This is a genomic window from Enterococcus sp. DIV0703 (genome assembly GCF_051711065.1).
Taxonomy (GTDB): domain Bacteria; phylum Bacillota; class Bacilli; order Lactobacillales; family Enterococcaceae; genus Enterococcus_B; species Enterococcus_B hirae.
In genome coordinates this window covers 320,305-340,000 of the sequence record NZ_JBIOLX010000001.1, presented here as the reverse complement: position 1 = coordinate 340,000, position 19,696 = coordinate 320,305, and the positions used below count along the sequence as shown (strand labels likewise).

13 protein-coding genes, 1 rRNA gene and 1 pseudogene (1 of these 15 cut by a window edge) are annotated in these 19,696 nt (G+C 35.7%); 7 read left to right on the top strand and 8 right to left on the bottom strand.

Annotated features, from left to right (window positions below; genetic code table 11):
- From IGK81_RS01595 to IGK81_RS01580, 4 genes are all read right to left on the bottom strand, one after another.
- Positions 1–776, bottom strand: a 16S ribosomal RNA gene (locus IGK81_RS01595) (it extends 784 nt beyond the left edge of the window).
- Positions 777–2,125: 1,349 nt separating this feature from the next.
- Positions 2,126–2,476, bottom strand: coding sequence for a Spx/MgsR family RNA polymerase-binding regulatory protein (locus tag IGK81_RS01590; protein WP_010720213.1), 351 nt, complete (start codon positions 2,474–2,476; stop codon positions 2,126–2,128).
- 21 nt (positions 2,477–2,497) lie between these two features.
- A complete protein-coding gene (locus tag IGK81_RS01585; RefSeq protein WP_010720214.1) occupies positions 2,498–2,902 on the bottom strand; it encodes a Spx/MgsR family RNA polymerase-binding regulatory protein in 405 nt (134 codons plus the stop codon).
- A 228-nt stretch (positions 2,903–3,130) separates the two neighbouring features.
- A complete protein-coding gene (locus IGK81_RS01580) occupies positions 3,131–5,335 on the bottom strand; it encodes an ATP-dependent helicase (RefSeq protein ID WP_034699220.1) in 2,205 nt (734 codons plus the stop codon).
- Positions 5,336–5,512: 177 nt separating this feature from the next.
- Between IGK81_RS01580 and IGK81_RS01575 the strand changes: the two genes are divergently transcribed.
- Entirely contained in the window at positions 5,513–6,202 is a 690-nt protein-coding gene (locus IGK81_RS01575; RefSeq protein WP_034699223.1) for a YoaK family protein, read from the top strand.
- Positions 6,203–6,328: 126 nt separating this feature from the next.
- Here IGK81_RS01575 and IGK81_RS01570 read toward each other — a convergent pair whose 3' ends face one another.
- A complete protein-coding gene (locus IGK81_RS01570; protein WP_010720217.1) occupies positions 6,329–6,559 on the bottom strand; it encodes a hypothetical protein in 231 nt (76 codons plus the stop codon).
- Between the two features lie 260 nt (positions 6,560–6,819).
- On the opposite strand from IGK81_RS01570, the gene IGK81_RS01565 reads away from it, so the two are divergent.
- From IGK81_RS01565 to IGK81_RS01555, 3 genes are all read left to right on the top strand, one after another.
- Positions 6,820–7,422 (top strand): accessory gene regulator B family protein, encoded by a 603-nt coding sequence (locus IGK81_RS01565; RefSeq protein WP_010736952.1) that lies wholly within the window; start codon positions 6,820–6,822, stop codon positions 7,420–7,422.
- 140 nt (positions 7,423–7,562) lie between these two features.
- Positions 7,563–8,840 (top strand): sensor histidine kinase, encoded by a 1,278-nt coding sequence (locus IGK81_RS01560; RefSeq protein WP_010736951.1) that lies wholly within the window; start codon positions 7,563–7,565, stop codon positions 8,838–8,840.
- A 12-nt stretch (positions 8,841–8,852) separates the two neighbouring features.
- A complete protein-coding gene (locus tag IGK81_RS01555) occupies positions 8,853–9,581 on the top strand; it encodes a LytR/AlgR family response regulator transcription factor (protein ID WP_010720220.1) in 729 nt (242 codons plus the stop codon).
- Positions 9,582–9,684: 103 nt separating this feature from the next.
- Here the strand turns inward: IGK81_RS01555 and IGK81_RS01550 are convergent, their stop codons facing one another.
- Complete coding sequence (locus IGK81_RS01550; RefSeq protein ID WP_034699226.1) at positions 9,685–11,202, bottom strand: zinc ABC transporter substrate-binding protein AdcA; 1,518 nt, start codon at positions 11,200–11,202, stop codon at positions 9,685–9,687.
- A 294-nt stretch (positions 11,203–11,496) separates the two neighbouring features.
- Between IGK81_RS01550 and IGK81_RS01545 the strand changes: the two genes are divergently transcribed.
- Positions 11,497–12,684, top strand: a complete 1,188-nt coding sequence (locus IGK81_RS01545; protein WP_010720222.1) for an AI-2E family transporter — start codon at positions 11,497–11,499, stop codon at positions 12,682–12,684.
- Between the two features lie 208 nt (positions 12,685–12,892).
- Here the strand turns inward: IGK81_RS01545 and IGK81_RS01540 are convergent.
- A pseudogene (locus tag IGK81_RS01540) lies at positions 12,893–13,108 on the bottom strand (hypothetical protein).
- Between the two features lie 174 nt (positions 13,109–13,282).
- On the opposite strand from IGK81_RS01540, the gene IGK81_RS01535 reads away from it, so the two are divergent.
- Positions 13,283–13,387, top strand: a complete 105-nt coding sequence (locus tag IGK81_RS01535) for a putative holin-like toxin (RefSeq protein WP_223603620.1) — start codon at positions 13,283–13,285, stop codon at positions 13,385–13,387.
- 677 nt (positions 13,388–14,064) lie between these two features.
- Here the strand turns inward: IGK81_RS01535 and IGK81_RS01530 are convergent.
- The gene (locus IGK81_RS01530) at positions 14,065–18,267 is read right to left on the bottom strand and encodes a BspA family leucine-rich repeat surface protein (protein WP_051641767.1); all 4,203 of its coding nucleotides are present in this window, start codon (positions 18,265–18,267) and stop codon (positions 14,065–14,067) included.
- A gap of 491 nt (positions 18,268–18,758) precedes the next feature.
- On the opposite strand from IGK81_RS01530, the gene IGK81_RS01525 reads away from it, so the two are divergent.
- A complete protein-coding gene (locus IGK81_RS01525; RefSeq protein ID WP_034699229.1) occupies positions 18,759–19,325 on the top strand; it encodes a hypothetical protein in 567 nt (188 codons plus the stop codon).
- Positions 19,326–19,696: the final 371 nt, after the last annotated feature.

Below are 19,696 nucleotides of genomic sequence, written 5' to 3'. Positions count from 1 at the left end.
CAGCGTCAGTTACAGACCAGAGAGCCGCCTTCGCCACTGGTGTTCCTCCATATATCTACGCATTTCACCGCTACACATGGAATTCCACTCTCCTCTTCTGCACTCAAGTCTCCCAGTTTCCAATGACCCTCCCCGGTTGAGCCGGGGGCTTTCACATCAGACTTAAGAAACCGCCTGCGCTCGCTTTACGCCCAATAAATCCGGACAACGCTTGCCACCTACGTATTACCGCGGCTGCTGGCACGTAGTTAGCCGTGGCTTTCTGGTTAGATACCGTCAAGGGATGAACAGTTACTCTCATCCTTGTTCTTCTCTAACAACAGAGTTTTACGATCCGAAAACCTTCTTCACTCACGCGGCGTTGCTCGGTCAGACTTTCGTCCATTGCCGAAGATTCCCTACTGCTGCCTCCCGTAGGAGTTTGGGCCGTGTCTCAGTCCCAATGTGGCCGATCACCCTCTCAGGTCGGCTATGCATCGTCGCCTTGGTGAGCCGTTACCTCACCAACTAGCTAATGCACCGCGGGTCCATCCATCAGCGACACCCGAAAGCGCCTTTCAAATCAAAACCATGCGGTTTCGATTGTTATACGGTATTAGCACCTGTTTCCAAGTGTTATCCCCTTCTGATGGGCAGGTTACCCACGTGTTACTCACCCGTTCGCCACTCCTCTTTTTCCGGTGGAGCAAGCTCCGGTGGAAAAAGAAGCGTTCGACTTGCATGTATTAGGCACGCCGCCAGCGTTCGTCCTGAGCCAGGATCAAACTCTCATAAAAAGTTCGAACAATCTTGCGATTGTTAAGCTCAATTGTTTGCTAGCATATTGCTTGCTTGTTAAAAATGTTTGTTGTCTTGAATCAATCAAGACGCCCTACACATTTGGTTTGTCTTTGCTTTGTTCAGTTTTCAAAGGTCTACTTGATTAATGCTACTTGATTTAAAGTTGAAACTTCTTAACGAGCTAGCGATTAATCATTCGATATTGCCGTAGCAACTTTTATATCATAACAGATCGACGTTTGTTTGTCAACTATTTTTTAAAAGTTTTTTTGACTTCGTTTTTCAGAAGTGTTTCAGCAACTCATTTATCATAACTCATCGTTTGTTATTTGTCAATAACTTTTTTGAAGTTTTTTTCGATGAAATCAAGTTTCATAAGCTGTCGGTTTTTAACGACTCAGTTATCTTATCATGTGATAACTCACACGTCAAGAACTTTTTGAATCTTTTTTATTACTTCATTTTTTTAAAACGAGTAACTAAAAACAACAAAAAAGAATATATCATGTAATTTTACACATGTCAATAAGTATTTAAACCTTTGGTATAGGTTATACTTCAAGTTTCAGCTTTTCTATATTAAATAAGCCATAGTCATTCTACTGATTCTGGCTATCCAGATAATCGAACTGTAAGACTTCTTTCAGCTGTTGTCCATTTATGACATCTTTGGTTACTCCACACGGTTGCCCCATTGATGAACGTTCATCGTTTTCCCGTTGATCAATGAGGTTGTGAAAAGAGTGTCTTGACCTAAGCATTAAGGATGAAAATCTCGAAACAGTTCCTCATGTTTTGAGATTTTTTGACTTATCGCCGAAGGTCAGCTCTTTGAACACCGTGAATCAGAGGTCGTGAAAACATCGGGTAGCTCTGATGACAATAAGAAAGAATTTTTTGAAACAGCTTCTCATGTTTTGAAAAATTCAGGCTTATTTCAAGGAGCTGATGTTTGAACACCGTTTAGCAAGAGGCTGTGAAAGAAGCGTTTAGCTCCGAGCGAATAAGCGAGGATTTTTTAAAATAGCTCCTCATATTTTAGAAAATCCTCGCTTATTGTTGAGGAGTTGCTTCTTGAACGCCGTTTAGCAAGAGGTTGTGAAAAGAGTGTCTTGACCTAAGCGTTAAGGATGAAAATCTCGAAACAGCTCCTCATGTTTTGAGATTTTTTGACTTATCGCCGAAGGTCAGCTCTTTGAACACCGTTTATTCGTTTTTAGAGATAATAAAAGAGACCGAGACAAGTTTCTTTTAGAAAAGATCACTCACAAAAAAAGGAAATGAATAGCCATCCATCTCCTCTAACCGACTATTTCGTTTTTTTGCCACTGAGGTCATCCTGTATTTATTGGCTTGCAATTAATTTCTCCATTAATTCCTCATTAAACCCAACAAATAAAACATTATCAAAAATAATCAGCGGACGTCTGATTAGTTCTCCATGTGTTCTACACAAAACAATCAATTGTTGTTCATTAATAGTAGATAAATCAATTTCCAGATTTTTGAAACCTTGTGACCAAGTGGCGAACAGTCGTTCCGCGTGAACATTCTCAAACCCACACAATTCTTTTGCTTCCTTAACGGTTAGCTCTCTCTGATCTAAATCAATAAACTGATAAGAGAGATGATGTTCTTCTAACCACTGCTTTGCTTTTAGACACGTCACACAATGCGCCGACCCGTATACCTTCACAAGATTCCTCCTTTTTTAAATTTAACTGAAGATACTGTTTTGCATATAAATCATTCTTCTTGCAACTGAACGAATTTCTCTTGGAACAAACGAACGAATTTCATCTTCATTAAAACCGATCAATATTCTTTTTTCATCAATTAAGATCGGACGTCTTAGTAAAGAAGGATATTGTTTAAAAAGGACGATCATTTGCTTTAATGTGAGCTCGTTGAAGTCAATAGCTAATTTTTCGTATATTTTTGAGCGAGTAGAGATAATGTCTTCAACGCCTCCGTTAGTGGCTGCTAAAATTTCACGTATTTCATTTTCTGATATCGGCTCTGCAAAAATATTTTTTTCTTCAAAATCTAAACGATTTTCTTGCAACCATGCTCTTGCCTTTCTACAAGAAGTACAGCTAGGGGAAGTATATACTTTTATCATTCTCTCACTCCTTTTTAATTATAATCCCATTCTAACTGAAAGTTATAAAAGACACCAATTATTAGCTATTAAAATTCAGAAAATTTATTCTTTTTTGCTATTAAACCCTTTTAATCCTGTGTTTATATGAAAAAAATTAATTTATTTTGTATAAAAAAAAGAAGAAAAACACATAAAAAAAACGACATTATTAGTATTTTTTACCTAATAATATCGTTTTTTATGTGATTAAACATGTATTTTTTTAATTTTACAACCTGTTTCTCTAATAAATCTAGAAGTTTTCAATTTTCTCGTCCCCTTCATCAAAGGTATACACAAATAGAGACGATTCCTTGCTCGGGTCATTGCTACATAAAAAAGACGGCGTTCTTCTTCGACTGTTGTCACATGCTCTGCCTTGACCTTATCCAAACTAATGGCTGCTTTATCAGAGGCACCATTGTAAGGAATAGCTCCTTCATTACAACCAACTAAAAAAACATTGCGATAGCTTAAGCCTTTACTTCTATGAATACTTTGAATGCATAAAGCATCAAGTTTCCCTTGTCTGTAAGCGATTAAACGAGTTTTTAGTTGTTTCGCGACTGCTTGGATGTCTTTTTCTAAATGGTTGATTTTTTCTAATGTTGGAAATTGTTTGAGCGTTCCTAACAACCATTCACGCTCACTACCGTCTATTTCTTTAGTTGGTCGACTTAATTTAAGGTAGCTTTGAATTAAACGATCAAAACCTTTTCCGCCATTTTTATCAAAAGTATGAAGGTCCTTTACAAACCGATGAATCTCTTTTTCTTTTGTTTTTAAATGCGGCTTTACAGAAAGGATATATTCCACAATATCTGTTACTTTATTTCGTTGGGAAAAATAGTCCTCACATTCAGCCTTCTTGAAATAGCAATTAATCATTAACTGATAGAGTACTTGTTGATAACCCTGTGTCTTTTTTTGATAAGTAGTTGCATTTTGCCAGTAAAGGATCCTTTGATAGAACTGTTGAAATAGTTTTATCCCAAATATCCCTTCGTATGGGCCATCTGCTTCTAGTACAAAGGGGATATCCGTCTGTAACAAGTCTTGGACTAATTGCTGGGTTTGCGTTAACGACCGATATAAAACGATTGATTCTTTGTATTTTCCTTTATGTTTAATCAATGTTTTGATTTGCTCAATGATCCAGCGACTTTCAGCTTGTATGTCATCAAAAGCTAGCGCCTGCATAATCCCCGCCTCTTTCTTAGCTGGAATCATTGCTTTTTGGATACGATCATTTTTATTAAAAGTAATTAAGCGATTCGCTCCTTGAACAATAGTGGCACGTGAACGATAGTTGGTTAATAAAAAAAGCGTCTTCGTTGCGTACTCTTGATCAAAATTTTTAATATAAGAAGGTTCCGAACCTCGAAACCCATAGATACTTTGATCATCGTCACCAACCACAATAAGTTTCATTGGTGTTTCCTTCGTGATCAGGCGAACAATTTCCCACTGTAAAGGATTCGTGTCTTGAAATTCATCAATAAATAAATAATCATATTTTTGTCCCACGAAGTTTCTGATTTCTTCGTTCTGCAAGGCTTGTTTTAAATTACTTAGAACATCATTGAATTCAAAAAGATGTTGCTCTTTCTTTTGTGCTTGCAGTTCTCGCATGAAGTGGGTCATTCTTTCGGAAATCGGCATAGTTGCATTCGGTTCAATAAAGTCAAAGTTTTCTTTTATCAATACTCGCGTTTCTTCTATTGATAAGTTCATATTCTGCCAATAATCAAGACGTGCCGCCAAATTTTTTTCTCCATATTGATCAAAAGCGTATAAATTATACTTACGAATAAGTTGTTGTATTAGTCCACTGACTTTGTATGAGGTCTCTTTTGAAAATTCTCCCTGTATCCCTTCAGTGACTACTTCTGGGAATTGGCGACAAATATCATTGTACAAACGAAAAAAGATACTATGAAAAGTTCCTATATGAACATTGGTCTTTCGTTGGCTAAAATTATCTACTCGCTTTTTCAATTCATTCGCAGCATTTCTCGTAAAAGTGATCATCAATATCCGTTGCTCATCTACCTGATTTTCAGTCATTAAATAGACAGCTTTTGCACAAATTGTTTGGGTCTTCCCACTTCCCGCTCCTGCAATGATCCTTAGATTTTTTTCCATATTGTAAGTAATCGCTGCTTTTTGCTCGTAATTAAAACGATTGTAGGAGCGCTTTTCCATCATATCGAAAAATGAATGACTATTATTCGTTTCTTTTTCTTCCTCAATCAGCCCAGGTGCTTCACCATAAGCTGCTTCATAGCTTGCAATGATCTCTTCTTGCATCCGGAAAATTTGTTGGAGCTTCTCATATCTTTTTTCCCAATGACTGATTTCTCTTTGTAAGCGAAGTATTTCTTTTTCATTCCCTTGATTGATTGTTTTCACATCTTTCTATATATAAATGGTCAATATTTTTCTTTTATACTAACAGACCTTTCTAAAAATTAAAATGACTTTAGCAAACACTAACCTTTTCTGAAAATTATCTATAAAATATCAAAAACATATAACCAATATGATAGAATAAAAAAGACAAATATATTAATTTGAAGGTGAATATAAATGAGTATTTCATTTCATGAAGGACGGACAATCGGACTTTTATTATCCTTTATCGGTGGCGCAATGGACAGTTATACATATATTCAATATAACGCATTTGCTTCAGCACAAACGGGTAATATTGTCTTAGCAATCATCCAAGCTTTCGATGGTGAATGGATTAGCGTTGGAAAAAAAATTCTTTCTACTGTCTTCTTTTTTTTAGGGATTTTACTGACAAAATTTTTGATTGATTATTTCAAAAAGAAAGAAAAACACTATTGGCGTTTGTATGTTCTTTACTACGAAGCAATTATCTTTTTCTTAGTCAGTCTGACTCCAATCAGTATCCACCCAGCCATCGTAACCATCATGATTGCATTTACAGCAGCTATTCAATGGGTCGCTTTTGATAAAATCGATGGACGAGCTTATACTAATCTTTTTACTACGGGGAATCTAAAAGGAGTTGCTACTAACTTATACGATTCTCTTGTCACAAAAGAAAAAGCAGCGTTCGATCGTTTTTTCCATTTTCTGACAGTTGTTCTGGCTTTCATCAGTGGCGCAGGCGTTCTCGTTTTTTGCCACCATTTATTTGGGCATTTTGCTATTTTATTAGTGGCTGTTTTATTTTTAATCATAGCAATTGTTCAAAGCATTCAAGTATGGAAATTTTACCAACGTCATATAGTCTTATCCAAAAAATAAGGACAAGCGTGTTCACTTTAATGACCAACTAAAAAAATCACTATACTAAAACACAACAAATAGACTGATTTACAGGATACTCGGACAGTACCTCAGCCTATTTGTTGTGTTTATGTTTATTTTTATTCATTCCATTATCGCACTTGATTTTCGAACAACAAGTTGCCAATGCAAACTGTCGGCAGTTTCATTATCTTCTACTGCACATTTGATGACCCGGATCATCACGCTGTTTTCATAAACTTTTTCAATTTCTCCTTTGATAGGTGCTTCAAATAAATCTGAAACAAAAGCACCTGTTTCACCAACTTCAAATAATTGCTCATCCATTTTCTCCATTACTTGTTCATTCCCCATGATAGTTCCTCCAATATTTTTTAAGTCAATCAATTTTTAACACACTTCTAGGCAGAGAACACATAAAAATCATAAAAAGCCCTTTTCATGTCAAAACCGTTCACTTTTTTTATCTGCCATTTATAAAATACTCAAAAAAGAAAGATCTAACTGAATTTTTTGATCTTTTTTTTACGGTTTTGATGTCAAAACAACCTTTTATGAATCGAAACACTATTTTTAACAAATTTAGAATAAAATCGTTATTGGAGGTACGTTGGATGAAAAATAAAGTTGTAAATAGAATATTAGACACATTATTCAGTGGTGAAAAAATAGAAGATGAAATGGTTTATCTCCAAGTAAAATTTGCCCTTGATGTATTAATGAATAACCTTGGCAAATTGGCCGTTGTTTTAGTATTTTCTTTAATAACCGGTTCTTGGGTCGAAACAGGATTGACCTTTCTTTCTTATATTTGTATCCGTCGCTATGCTTACGGACTTCATTCTGATTCTGAATTTGTTTGTTTACTATGGACTTTGCTTTATTTGTGGGGCGTTCCCCTCTTAATGAAACACTTTGATGTGACCATCTCTTCCCCACTGAAGGTCATTTCATTGATCATCTGTTTCTTATTGTTGCTTCGCTATGGATCAAAAGGTACAGCAATCAATCCCATTGAACCTGAAAAACGCCCACCACTGTTAAAAAAAGCAATTTTCATGTTTCTTCTATTTGCAATAACTATTTTATTTTTCGCTAATTCTTACTTTTCTACTTACTTGCTTCTCGGGATTATTTTAGAAATAGCTACGCTGCTTCCAATTACGAATTATATAATGAATCTTGGAGGAATTTTCTATGAAAAAAACAATCATTAAACAACTTACTAATTTGTCTGACTTCTTTGTGTCTGGATGCTGCTTTGGTATGAGTTCAGAGTTTAAAATCCCTGAAAAATTAAAAAAATAATTCAATAAATATGCTATAATTTGGTAAAAATCAATGGGAGCTGTACTTTATGTTTTTGTGGTCCATAGCCTTGCAATATTTAATTTACACAATTTGTGTATTACTCATTGAACACCAAATTAAAAAGAAATACTTATTCGTTACCACTATTTTAATCTCTTGTGTCTTGTTAGGTTTTATGTATCCTTTATTTGGGATATTTACTGCTTTATTTGCTATAGGTATGCTGATGCTAACATTCTTCTTCTTTTCTACTTCCCCGCAAAAACTGGTTTATGCTCTTCCTTGGGGATTGCTTACTTCGCTTTTAGGAGACCATTTGACGAGCATCAGCGATTTTTTTATTTTGAAATCTGCTGTCATTGAACCAGGAGATTCCTTGCAGTATATTCATATCGTCATTTCTGCGACGTTATCGATCTTACTTGCTTTAGCCTTTAAAAAAGCCTTAGAAAATTTCCATGGGTTGGATCGCCGAATGATTGGAACCGTTGGCGCGTTGATGTTATTTACCTATTATATCGTTATCTTTTATACACGTTTTTCTGGCGAGACTCCCCAAATTTTAACTATCAACACTGGCTTTTTCATTCTTTATCTCTGTGGCGGGCTGTTTATCCTCATTTATTATTGGAAAATTTCAAAGAGAAAAATGGCAGACCAATTGTTAGAACAGCGTATGCAAATGCAACAAGATTACATCCGTGATCTAGAAAAAAACTATCAAGACCTTAGAGAATTCAAGCATGATTATCAAAACTTGCTTTTTTCAATGAATAGTTATCTTGCTGAAGGTGACCTAGAGGGATTACGTAAGTACTACAATCAAAATATCTTACCCACTCGTCAAATGATGGATCTTTTCCCAGCAAACCTTAGTCTGTTAGATAACATAAAAATTCCTGAAATAAGAAGCTTATTGTCTTTGAAATTAATGATGGCACAAGAAAAAGGATTATCCGTGCATCTTGTGATTCCAGAAGAGATCACTTTAAAGAAAAAACACACAGTAAACATCGTCCGAATGTTAGGTATTATTTTAGATAATGCGATTGAAGGAGCTTTAATTACTAAAAAGAAGAAAATTGAACTCTTTGTTTTAAAAAAGAAAAACTCAGTGATTATTCGTGTCATCAATACAACGATGAATACACTTCCGTTAAATCAATTAAAACAAAAAGGTTTTTCAACAAAAAAAGATCCTAAAAACGAAGGACTCGGTTTATTCATTTTGGATGAGCTGTCAAAGGCCAATCCTTATATCTTTTTAGAGACATCTATTGAGAATCAACGTTTTTCTCAGACAATCTATATACAAACAAAATAAAGGAGTATTCGTATGATTCCAATTTATATTTGCGAAGATGACACGAAACAGTTGGAAGTAATTTCAGCAGTGATCAAAAATCGAATTATGATTGAGAATTTGGATAGTTATGTCCATATCGCCACTTCTGATCCAATTGAACTTCTTCAAGCAGCTAGAGTACGAACCTCATCTTTTGGTATTTATTTTTTAGACATTGAATTAAAAGATAGCGATCTAGATGGTATTATGATCGGAAAACGCGTAAGAGATCTAGATCCTTTAGGAAAAATTATTTATGTTACTTCTCATACGGATCTTTCAATGTCTATCTTAAAGAGTAATATTGAACCGACTGATTATATTATCAAAGAAGATATTTTTGATTTAAAAGAAAATGTGGAACGTATTTTAAGTAAGATCTTTGAAGATGTCAAAGCGACTCCTTTACAAAAAGATATTTTTAAAATCGAATTTAACGATGAAATAAAATTTCTGCCGATCAAAGATATCCAGTATTTCTCTACTTCCCCAGGAACGCCACATAAATTAGAGGTTCATTTGACTCATGCGCAAATGCAGTTCTATGATAAAATCAAAGAAATAGAGAAAATGAACCGTCATTTTATCCGCTGCCATAAATCATACGTGATCAATACTCAAAATGTCCGTACGATCAACAAAAAAACTCGTGAAATCACGTTAGCAAATGGCGAAGTGATTCCGGCTTCTGTACGCGGTTTAAAAAAATTGATCTCGTAAATCTCAGACTTCTCCCCAAAAACAAACAAAAAAATGAGCAAAACTCGTCTGTTTGTTTTGCTCATTTTTTCTTATTTATCTTTTCTTGTTCCTATTTTGTAGTTTAATGTAACAGCATTTCTTGCGCAATTTCTTGCCCACTCATCTCCACTGGATAAAAAGTTGGCCAATGATCCATTTCTGCCAGTAAACTTTCTTGACTTTCATTCCCTAAATAGATATGAAAATGTTCCGAATCTGTTGGTGCAATCGAATGATCACTGAATTGTACATATCGATAAGCGCCACTTTCTGGCTCTACTGCTTCAAATAAGTAGCGTACGCCTCGATTTCCTGCAGCGTAATTCAAAACTCTTTTACCTGCATATCGGTAAGATGATTGCTTCGTCTCACCATTTTTAAAAGTAAATGCCATTCGATCTCCGTCAATCTTGATCTTTTCGACATCCGTCTGGTATCCGACGGTATAATAATCCTTATACTCTTTTGCTGATTTTTTTGGATCGATTTTTGCCTTATACTCAAATACGGGATCTAAGGTTCCATCAGCTAAATAGTTATCGATCGTTTGCCATTGCCCTTTCCAATCGGACAATTTGCGGTCTTTCACAGCTGAATCTTCAAAGTAACCATTATATACATTTTTTTCTTTTTCTGGTGTCAGTGTGGCTTCCAGTGGATTCACTGTATCTGTCGTTTTTTGTAACGACTTGAGGTTTTCTTTCATTATGGTTACGTAGTTTTCACCATTTGCAAGTTGTTCTTTCGTTAAGCCTTCTAGAGGATTCAAGACAGCCAAAGAAACGCCGGCTTCATTTGCTAGAGTTCTAGCGATACTGTCTTTAGCATTTTCTTCGAAATAAATATATTTGATTCCATGATCTTTTACAAACTGTTTTAATTCAGCAATTCTTGCGGCTGAAGGTTCCTCACTTGAGGATAAGCCAGCTATTGACACTTGATTCAGTCCATACTCTAATGCCAAATAGTTGAATGCGGCATGTTGGGTAACAAAAGATTTTTGTTTTGCTTTACTTAAGGTATCCTGATAACTCTGATGAAGTTCTTGTAATTTTTCTAAATAATTCTCCGCATTTTTAGTAAAGGCTTCTTTTTTATCGGGGTATTTTGTAATCAGTTGATCCCTTATACTTTTTACTTGTTTCATTGCTAAACTTGGAGCTAACCAAACATGCGGGTCCAATTCATGAGAATGCCCTGCTTCGCCATGACTATGGTCATGTCCTTCTTCACTACCTGGTAACAACAACATCCCTTCAGTCGCTTTGACTGCTAACACATTCCCCTCTTTCAATGTGTTTTGGATTGCTGGTACCCAGGTTTCCATATTTTCGTTGTTATAGACAAAGACATCCGCATTTTGAATTTTTGCCATATCTTTTGCTGACGGCTCATAGTCGTGTGAATCTGTCCCAGCAGGAATCAATAACTCAACTTCTCCTTCATCTCCCACTACTTCTTTCGTGAAATCATACATTGGATAAAAAGTCGTCATCACCTGCAATTTTTCTTTTTTGTTCGCGGCTTCTTGTTGATTGCCACAACTGGCAAGTATACAAACAGTAGCTACTATCCCTAATAAATAAACCAAACGCTTCATTTGACGGCACTCCTTCATCTTCTTTCATTTTACGATTAAAGTTACCAAATCGTAATCTTTACGTTTTAGCAACAGAATTTAATTTATCATATCGCTAAATAAATAGTCAAGCGTTTTCTTAAAACTATTTCTTTTTATTTTCTAGCCATTTCTGAACAGTATCATTTTCTTTTTGTCACTAGTTCCGACTATAATAAGATAAATCAGCTTGACGTTCCCGATAGGTAAAAAACAATTTCCTTTTACTTTTACCTTGAACTTAGAGCGATTTAGTACATTGAAAGGAGTAACAAATTGAAGAATAATTCTAAAGATCAGTCTCGTCTGATACGTTTTCTAGGAGGAACGACTTCCTATTATGTATTAGGGTTGTTGATTATGTTAGCTTTAGTGATCTATTTTTTTCAGCAGATCGGTTTTATTTTTAAACCATTTTTTGTGATTTTTGCAACGACACTCGCCCCAGTACTATTTGCGTTAGTTTTATATTATTTACTAGACCCGTTGATCAAACGTTTGAGCCGAAAACTATCTAGAAATTTATCTGTTACTATCGTTTATGTCATTATTTTATTTTTGATCGGCTTAGGGAGTGTTTGGTTAGTTCCTTTCTTGGAGCAACAAGCCAAAACACTAATGACTAGTTTTCCTGATTTGTTCAACGATTTTATACAAACTTTGAAAAACTTCCTAGCGCAAACACCTTTTGCGGACACATTCGATCAATTCTTTTCATCGATTGATGATTGGACATCTAATTTTGCCTCGTTTATTGGCGATTATTGGGAAAGTGGCGCACAAAGTATCGGGAATATCTTTTCAGCAGTAACATCTACCTTTATTACATTGTTTACTGGTCCAATCATTGCGTTCTTCTTATTAAGAGATCCTCAGAAATTTTATCAAGCTGTGTTAGGGATCGTACCACCCAAGTTCCGTACAGATTTTCGCACATTGACTAAAATCGCCAATCAACAATTAGGTGATTTCTTAAAAGGGCAAATCATTGCTTCTTTCATCTTAGGAGCTGTCTATTGGGTCACATTTTTATTGATCGGCTTAGAATTTGCAAGCATACTAGCAATCGCAGCTGGGATTTTATGTATCATTCCTTACATTGGACCATTTATTGCCTTCTTTCCTGGATTGTTTATTGCTTTCCAAGATTCGACATTCATGGCAATTAAGTTTGTTTTGGTCTGGTTCATCGTCCAATTACTTCATGGGGACTTAGTTATCCCTCGAGTTATGGGCAATCGCCTTCAAGTCCATCCAATCACTATTTTGATTGTTTTATTAGTGATGGGTGATTTACTAGGACTCATGGGTGTAATTTTTGGGATCCCCATCTACACATTGATCAAATTATTGGTTGTCTTTACTTTTAAAAAGTTCAAACAACGCTACAACAAGTATTATGGCGATCAGGGTGTCTACCAAAAAGCAGAATTTTCGGAAAAAGACTACTTTGAAAAAGAGTAAAGAAAGTCTGGAACACCTCTCAAAAAAACGAGGGACTAGGACGATCAAGCTTATTTTTCTTACTGAAGAAGACTATTGTCCCAGTCTCTACTAAACAGACCTTTGTTCCTGTTTCTATGTAAAACAACAAGAGCTGCAATCCACATTTAGGAGTGCAGCTCTTCTTTTATATGCTCATCAATCGCATAAAATGATTGGGGTTTTGAATTTACATCGATTCAATGACTAAGTGATTCCGTTTATTGAAGTGACCTGTTACTGAAATAGTATAATTTGCCTTTTTCCAAACTAAGCAATTTATCCGCTATTTCTATATTGACCACTGATTGATTGGTTCAGGGCTCATTGGTAATGTAAATCGCACAAGCAATGGCTGTATCTTGATTTCCTGAATTTTACCGAGTAACACAATAGATTGTTCCATCACGATCTCCTCGCTAAAATTATAGAAAAAACAACTAAAATTGAGAATTTTTAATCGATTTTAGATATGCTAATAATAATCAAGACAGTAAAGTTTGTGACGGTGGCTATCCGATTGAAAGTGAGGTGGTGCGTATGTGCGTACTTCCAAAATCTTACAGAAAGGAGAAGCCTTTTGCCTGTTGAAACGGCGCTAGGATTAATGATTGGTTTCGGTTCTTTAATCGCAACAATCATTTTTGGAATCTTGGCAGTTGTAAACAACAATCAAAAAAAATAACCGTCAGCTTTAGCCGGTCGACGATTATTTTTCAAAAATAATATTAAACTGGTCACCGTCTTAAACGGTGCTGTTAAGGAGTTGTTAGCGCAACTCCTCTTTTCGTATTCATTATATCAACTTTATTGATCTTTTACAATCAGAATGGGAAATCATCATTGCTAATATCATTGTCCATCCAATGGATTTTGTGAAGCGTTAAATCCACTGTTATTAGTCATCGTTGTTTCATGTTGTTCAAAGGTGGTTGTGATTGGACTCGTGGCAGGTTGATTAGTGTAATTACTACACAACACTAAGTAACACATAATTTTACATCATATTTATTTTTAGATATTAATGTCCAGAAAATGGAGATTTGATCGACACAATGACAATAGATATTTTTAAACTAAAAAGTAAGAATAGAAAGGGAAAAAACAGCTAAGTTCACAAGTTTAAAAAAGAAGAAACCCCTGATATAATGTATTTTTTGTGTGTCACTTTTCTTTTGAAATGGCATAAATTTTTAATTTTATTTGACGAAAAATATAAACCTCTGTACACATTCCGGTATTCATCATTTATCTCAACCTGTTTGAATATTGAGCGTATCTTAAATCAAGAAAACTGAGACATTGATCAGATTTTTTCTAATCAATGCCCCAGTTTTTAGACTTACATAAATTTATTTTTTCTTAGTTTACAGAAACTGTTTGGTTTTCAGCCAATAAGTTGCCACTGCCATCATAGAAATTCATTGTCACTTGATCATCAGCTTTGATTAGGTCTGGCTTCACATAATAACTGATTGCCCCATCCTTAAAGCTCCCACCTTTACTGATCAGTTTACCATTGACAAACAAGTGTCCTTGGTGAACCTGGGTATCAGAACCATAGGCTCCTTTGATCGTTTGTGTGCCGAGTTGATAAGTCAGCTCGTTGATTTCAGCTGTTGGTGTTTGAATAGTGACATCAATCTCTGATCCTGGAATTTGTTGTCCTCGATTGTTGGCACCCATCAAGACTACTTGATCATCTTCTGACACTTTGAGGTTTCCTACATAATAACTGAACTTGCCATCTTTGAAGCTACCACCTTGACTAATTTTTTCGCCATTGACCAACAAGATTCCTTGGTAAACATCGCCTGTGTAGTTTCCTTCGATCACTGTACTGATTCCCACACGATGGGCTTCTGTTAATTGACCCAGTTGTTCTCCTATAGTCACTGATTGTGGGTCCCCTAGTGGTGTATCGAATTTATCATAGCCTTGAATCGTTGCTTGATCCCCTGCTTTGATGATTTGAGAGTTCACATAATAGCTAAACTTACCATCTTTATAGGTTCCGCCCCAGCTGATTACTTCCCCATTCACTACTAGTTTTCCTTTATGGATATCCCCCGTGTAAGTTCCAGTAATGGTTGAATCACCTAGCTTATAAGTGTCCACCTGATCAATTGATCCTGAAGATTCGGAAATCACTTCAATCTCTTTTGAATCTATCAATTCCTTCTCTTTGTTGTAGCCATCTAATACGACTTTGTCGCCGACTTTTAATTTGCCAGCACCGACATAATAGCTGAACTGACCATCTTTGAAGCTACCGCCCCAGCTAACAACTTTGCCATTAACGGTTAATCGGCCGAGAGACATATCCCCTGTGTAGGTTCCAGTGATATTGACATCTCCTACATGATATTCTTGTGGTTTCAACTCACTTTTCACTAGTTCTGCCACATAAGTTCCTGCCGTTAAATCCCCAGTGCCGTAATTTGTCATAAAGTCAGCAGGTGAATAGCCTTTGGACTGACCATCTTCACGAATCCAATTTCCTGTCAGCTGATCTCCATCGTTCAATGCTTTCGGTGCTGATAAACCAGTGTCTCCAACCGCTTTAAAGTGATCGCCTAGTGTTAATTTAGCAAGAGGTGTGTCCTTAAACATATCCTGCATAGTTGTTACGTTACTAGTATCAAAACCACTTACATCTAGACTTTTTACGCTACCCATACCGTTAAACATACGATCCATATCTGTTACTTTGCTAGTGTCAAAGTTGCTTAAATCTAGACTTGTTATGCTACCCATACCTTTAAACATGGCTGTCATATCTGTTACGTTGCTGGTATCAAAACCACTTACATCTAAATTTGTTACGCTACTCAGACCGTTAAACATAGAAAGCATACTTGTTACGTTGCTGGTATCCAGTTGACTTAACCCTTCGATTTCAGTTACATTCGTAAGGTCACCTTGATTGCTAGTTCCAGTAAATAATAAACTAGCATTTTCTGGAGCAACTACTTTTCCAGCCAAGACAATTTTCTTGATGGCTTTAATATCTACTTTGTCGGTGTTCCAAGGTGATTCTTCAGAGCCACTTAACTCACCTGCTCCGATTGTTAACGTTCCTGTATCTTCATCAAACATATACGGACTAGTACCCCACGTGTCTGTTTCAACGGAAACATACGTGCCAGCAGTCAAATCACCAGTGCCATAGTTTTTTATGAAATCTGCTGCTGAATAAAACGTCCCTTTGCCATCTTCTCTCATCCACACAGAAGTAAGACCTGATCCATTTATAAATTTAAAGGTATCTCCTAGAATTAATTTCTTAAGTGGAGTATTATAAAACATATTATTCATAGATGTTACTTTGCTAGTGTCAAAGTTGCTTAAATCTAGACTTGTTACACTGCTCATACCATAAAACATATAACCCATATCTGTTACGTTACTGGTATCCATTTGACTTAGCCCTTCGATTTCAGTTACATTCGTAAGATCCTTACCACCGGCACTTGTACTAAATAAGAATTTAGAATTTTCTGGAGCCACTACTTTTCCAGACAAAACAATTTTCTTGATTGCTTCAAGATCCACTGTTCCGCTGTTCCATGGTGATTCTTCATAGCCACTTAATTCGCCTGCTTCGATCGTCAATGTCCCTGTGTTTTTATCAAAATTATACGGACTGGTACCCCACCATCCTGTAGCAGAAACGTACGTGCCAGCAGTCAAATCACCAGTGCCATAGTTTTTCATGAAATCTTCTGCTGTATAAGCCTTACCTTTGCCATCTTCTCTCTTCCAAGCAGAAGTAAGAGCTCCTTGTCCATTTACAAATTTGAATGTATCTCCTAGAATTAATTTCTTAAGTGGAGTATCAGCAAACATATCCTTCATAGTTGTTACGTTACTGGTATCAAAACCACTTAAATCTAGACTTGTTACGCTGCTCATGCCTTTAAACATAAAATCCATATCTTTTACGTTACTGGTATTAAAGTTACTTACATCTAAACTTGTTAAGTTACTCATACCGGAAAACATATAATACATCTTCGTTACATTACTAGTATCAAAACCACTTACATCTAAACTTGTTACGCTACTCATACCGGAAAACATAGAATGCATATCTGTTACATTACTGGTATCAAAACCACTTACATCTAAACTTGTTACGCTACTCATACCGCTAAACATGAAGTCCATAGCTGTTACGTTGCTGGTATCCAGTTGACTTAACCCTTCGATTTCAGTCACATTCTTAAGGTCACCGTTACCAGAAAATAATAACCTAGCATTTTCTGGAGCAACTATTTTTCCAGACAAGACAATTTTCTTGATGGCTTTAGCATCTACTTTTTCGTTTGCGTACCATGGTGATTCTTTATAGCCACTTAACTCACCTGTTCCGATCGTCAATACTCCTGTGTTTTCATCAAAAGTATACGGACTGGTACCCCATGTGCCTGTTTCAACGGAAACATACGTGCCAGCAGTCAAATCACCAGTGCCATAGTTTTTCATGAAATCTTCTGCTGTATAAACCTTTCCTTTGCCATCTTCTCGCTTCAAAGCAGAAGTAAGCCCTGCGTAGCTTCCATTTTTTTCTACAAATTTAAACGTATCTCCTAGAATTAATTTCTTAAGTGGAGTATCAGCAAACATATTACCCATATCTGTTACTTTGCTAGTGTCAAAGTTGCTTAAATCTAGACTTTTTACGCTACCCATACCTCTAAACATATAACCCATATTTGTTACTTTACTGGTATCAAAGCTACTTACATCTAAACTTGTTACACTGCTAATACTGCGAAACATATAACCCATATTTGTTGCTTTACTAGTATCAAAGCTACTTACATCTAAACTTGTTACACTGTTCATACCATAAAACATATAACTCATATTTTTTACTTTACTGGTATCCAGTTGACTTAATCCTTCGATTTCAGTTACATTCGTAAGATCCTTACCAGTGGTACTTGTACTAAATAAGTAGCTAGAATTTTCTGGAGCAACTACTTTTCCAGACAAGACAATTTTCTTGATGGCTTCATAATCCACTTTTCCACTGTTCCATGGTGATTCTTTATAGCCACTTAACTCACCTGCTCCGATTGTCAATACTCCTGTGTTTTCATCAAACGTATACGAGCTGGTACCCCATGTGCCAGTTATCTTAGAAGCTGCTGCCACGTTCGATTTTTGCGCTACTTTTGGCGCTTCAGCTGTTGGATTAGTTGCATCCCCTTCACTTTCGGCAGTCGCTGCTGTTGCTTGCTCTTGTTCTTTTGCTTGTTCCTGGGTGTCATCCGTTGTTTCATCAGCTGCTTCATCGGTTAGTGCTAGCGAATCATTAGTTGTAGTGGTTGAATCCGTTGGGTTTACTAACGGATCTGTGACGTTTTGTATCGTTTGATCGATGGCTTCTTTTGCTTCGTTCGCCTGTGTTTGTTCAGTAGAAGTTTCAGCTGTTGGTGTCAAAGTATCCGCTAATGCCATCGTTGGTGCAATCCCGGTATTTCCCATCACACCAGCCACCGCAAACATCGTTAATAGCTGTTTTTTACGTTTTGCTGTTAATTTTTTCTTACTCATATTTACTCCTTTTTTGCTCTTATTTTTGATCATTACTTTCTCGTCAATACCCCTTCATCAGCTTTAGGTGTTTCCCCTGTTTTCAATTGATGTCTCTTTCCAATGTCCATTTTGTTACCGAAGCTGACAAAATCGTATGGATCATCTCCCCTGTAGCGTTTATTTTACTTGTTCTAAGCAAGCATAAACGCTCAATATTCCCAATTAATATTCTTGAATTTTGAGCGTTTACCGTAACGTTTTTTTGTATATATTTCTTTCATTGATCGAGGAAATCAATCAAGCTTCTTCTACTACTTATCATCTGAAGAAATATTTCACCTGCATGTTACGCTTTATGTAAAGGTTAATAGGTAAAAGAAAAAGAGAGTGGGACAATAGTCAGAAAAAAATCTGATTATTGCTCTACTCTCTTTTTTATTACATTTTTAAAGCTACTTTCAAATGTTGTTTGCTATAATTAAAAAAAGGTCTTTAAGGAGAACTAAATAATGCTTTTAATTAAATTTATGTTTACTTTAATATATTATGGTAGTTTTATTTATACAGTCTACAAAGTCAGGCAGATCCAACAGGAGTATTCAGATATCATGGCTCTATATAAACAAGAAAGAGAGCGTACTTTTCCAAACCTAACTGAACAAGAACAAAAGAAACGAAAAAAAGCAATCTCACAATATTATGAAAAAAAGGATCCTTCTTTTGCTCTAAAAAGAAAATTTTCATTTATCATTTATGTTATTGTCTTTTTTATTTTGGAACGTGTTATTCACTACTTTTTCCCTATTGAAGACGTTCCTAAAAATTTGAATTATATAATTCCCTATTTGGGAATAGCCCTTACCATCAGTGCTGTTACAGGTTTTTACTTAATTAAATCCAAAAAAAAGGAACGCGAAATATTTAAACAGTATTTAATAGACCATCCCAAAAACGAATTACAATTTGTTTGGGTTTCAGAAAAACTTCAGGCAAGTTTTATGCAAAATACAAATAAAAGATTTATAGTCCATCTTACACTAGGTCTATTAATGATATTGTATCCTCTTTTTTCTTAGATGAGAGCATACATTAAATTGTTATTGCTTCCATCATATTCTTTGATTTGCGATACTCAATTTTATCATTACTCAATCGATTTTTTCATGATTCTTTCTTCTTATCTCACATTTGTTTTTAGACAAAATAAAAACGACCTTAATCCAATAACTCATGGATTAAGCGTCGAATGTTTTCCCACCAGCTGATGGTTCATTAAAAATACAATCTTCTTTCGAAATATCTCGTGTAAAATTTTATCTGCAACCGATTCATCGTTTTTTTCAAAACAGTTGCTCATAAAGACATCAGTAATTTGTCAATCTCATGAAAGTTTTTTTTACTTTAGAAACAAAGATCATGCTCAGTTACTATCGGCTCATCGTTTACC

Bases quoted from the DNA above. Each gene is read 5' to 3' on its own strand.
- IGK81_RS01525 (WP_034699229.1), top strand. From the start codon at position 18,759: ATGCTTTTAATTAAATTTATGTTTACTTTAATATATTATGGTAGTTTT.
- IGK81_RS01530 (WP_051641767.1), bottom strand. From the start codon at position 18,267: ATGAGTAAGAAAAAATTAACAGCAAAACGTAAAAAACAGCTATTAACG.
- IGK81_RS01560 (WP_010736951.1), top strand. From the start codon at position 7,563: ATGTTTTTGTGGTCCATAGCCTTGCAATATTTAATTTACACAATTTGT.
- IGK81_RS01585 (WP_010720214.1), bottom strand. From the start codon at position 2,902: ATGATAAAAGTATATACTTCCCCTAGCTGTACTTCTTGTAGAAAGGCA.
- IGK81_RS01570 (WP_010720217.1), bottom strand. From the start codon at position 6,559: ATGGGGAATGAACAAGTAATGGAGAAAATGGATGAGCAATTATTTGAA.
- IGK81_RS01565 (WP_010736952.1), top strand. From the start codon at position 6,820: ATGAAAAATAAAGTTGTAAATAGAATATTAGACACATTATTCAGTGGT.
- IGK81_RS01555 (WP_010720220.1), top strand. From the start codon at position 8,853: ATGATTCCAATTTATATTTGCGAAGATGACACGAAACAGTTGGAAGTA.
- IGK81_RS01575 (WP_034699223.1), top strand. From the start codon at position 5,513: ATGAGTATTTCATTTCATGAAGGACGGACAATCGGACTTTTATTATCC.
- IGK81_RS01550 (WP_034699226.1), bottom strand. From the start codon at position 11,202: ATGAAGCGTTTGGTTTATTTATTAGGGATAGTAGCTACTGTTTGTATA.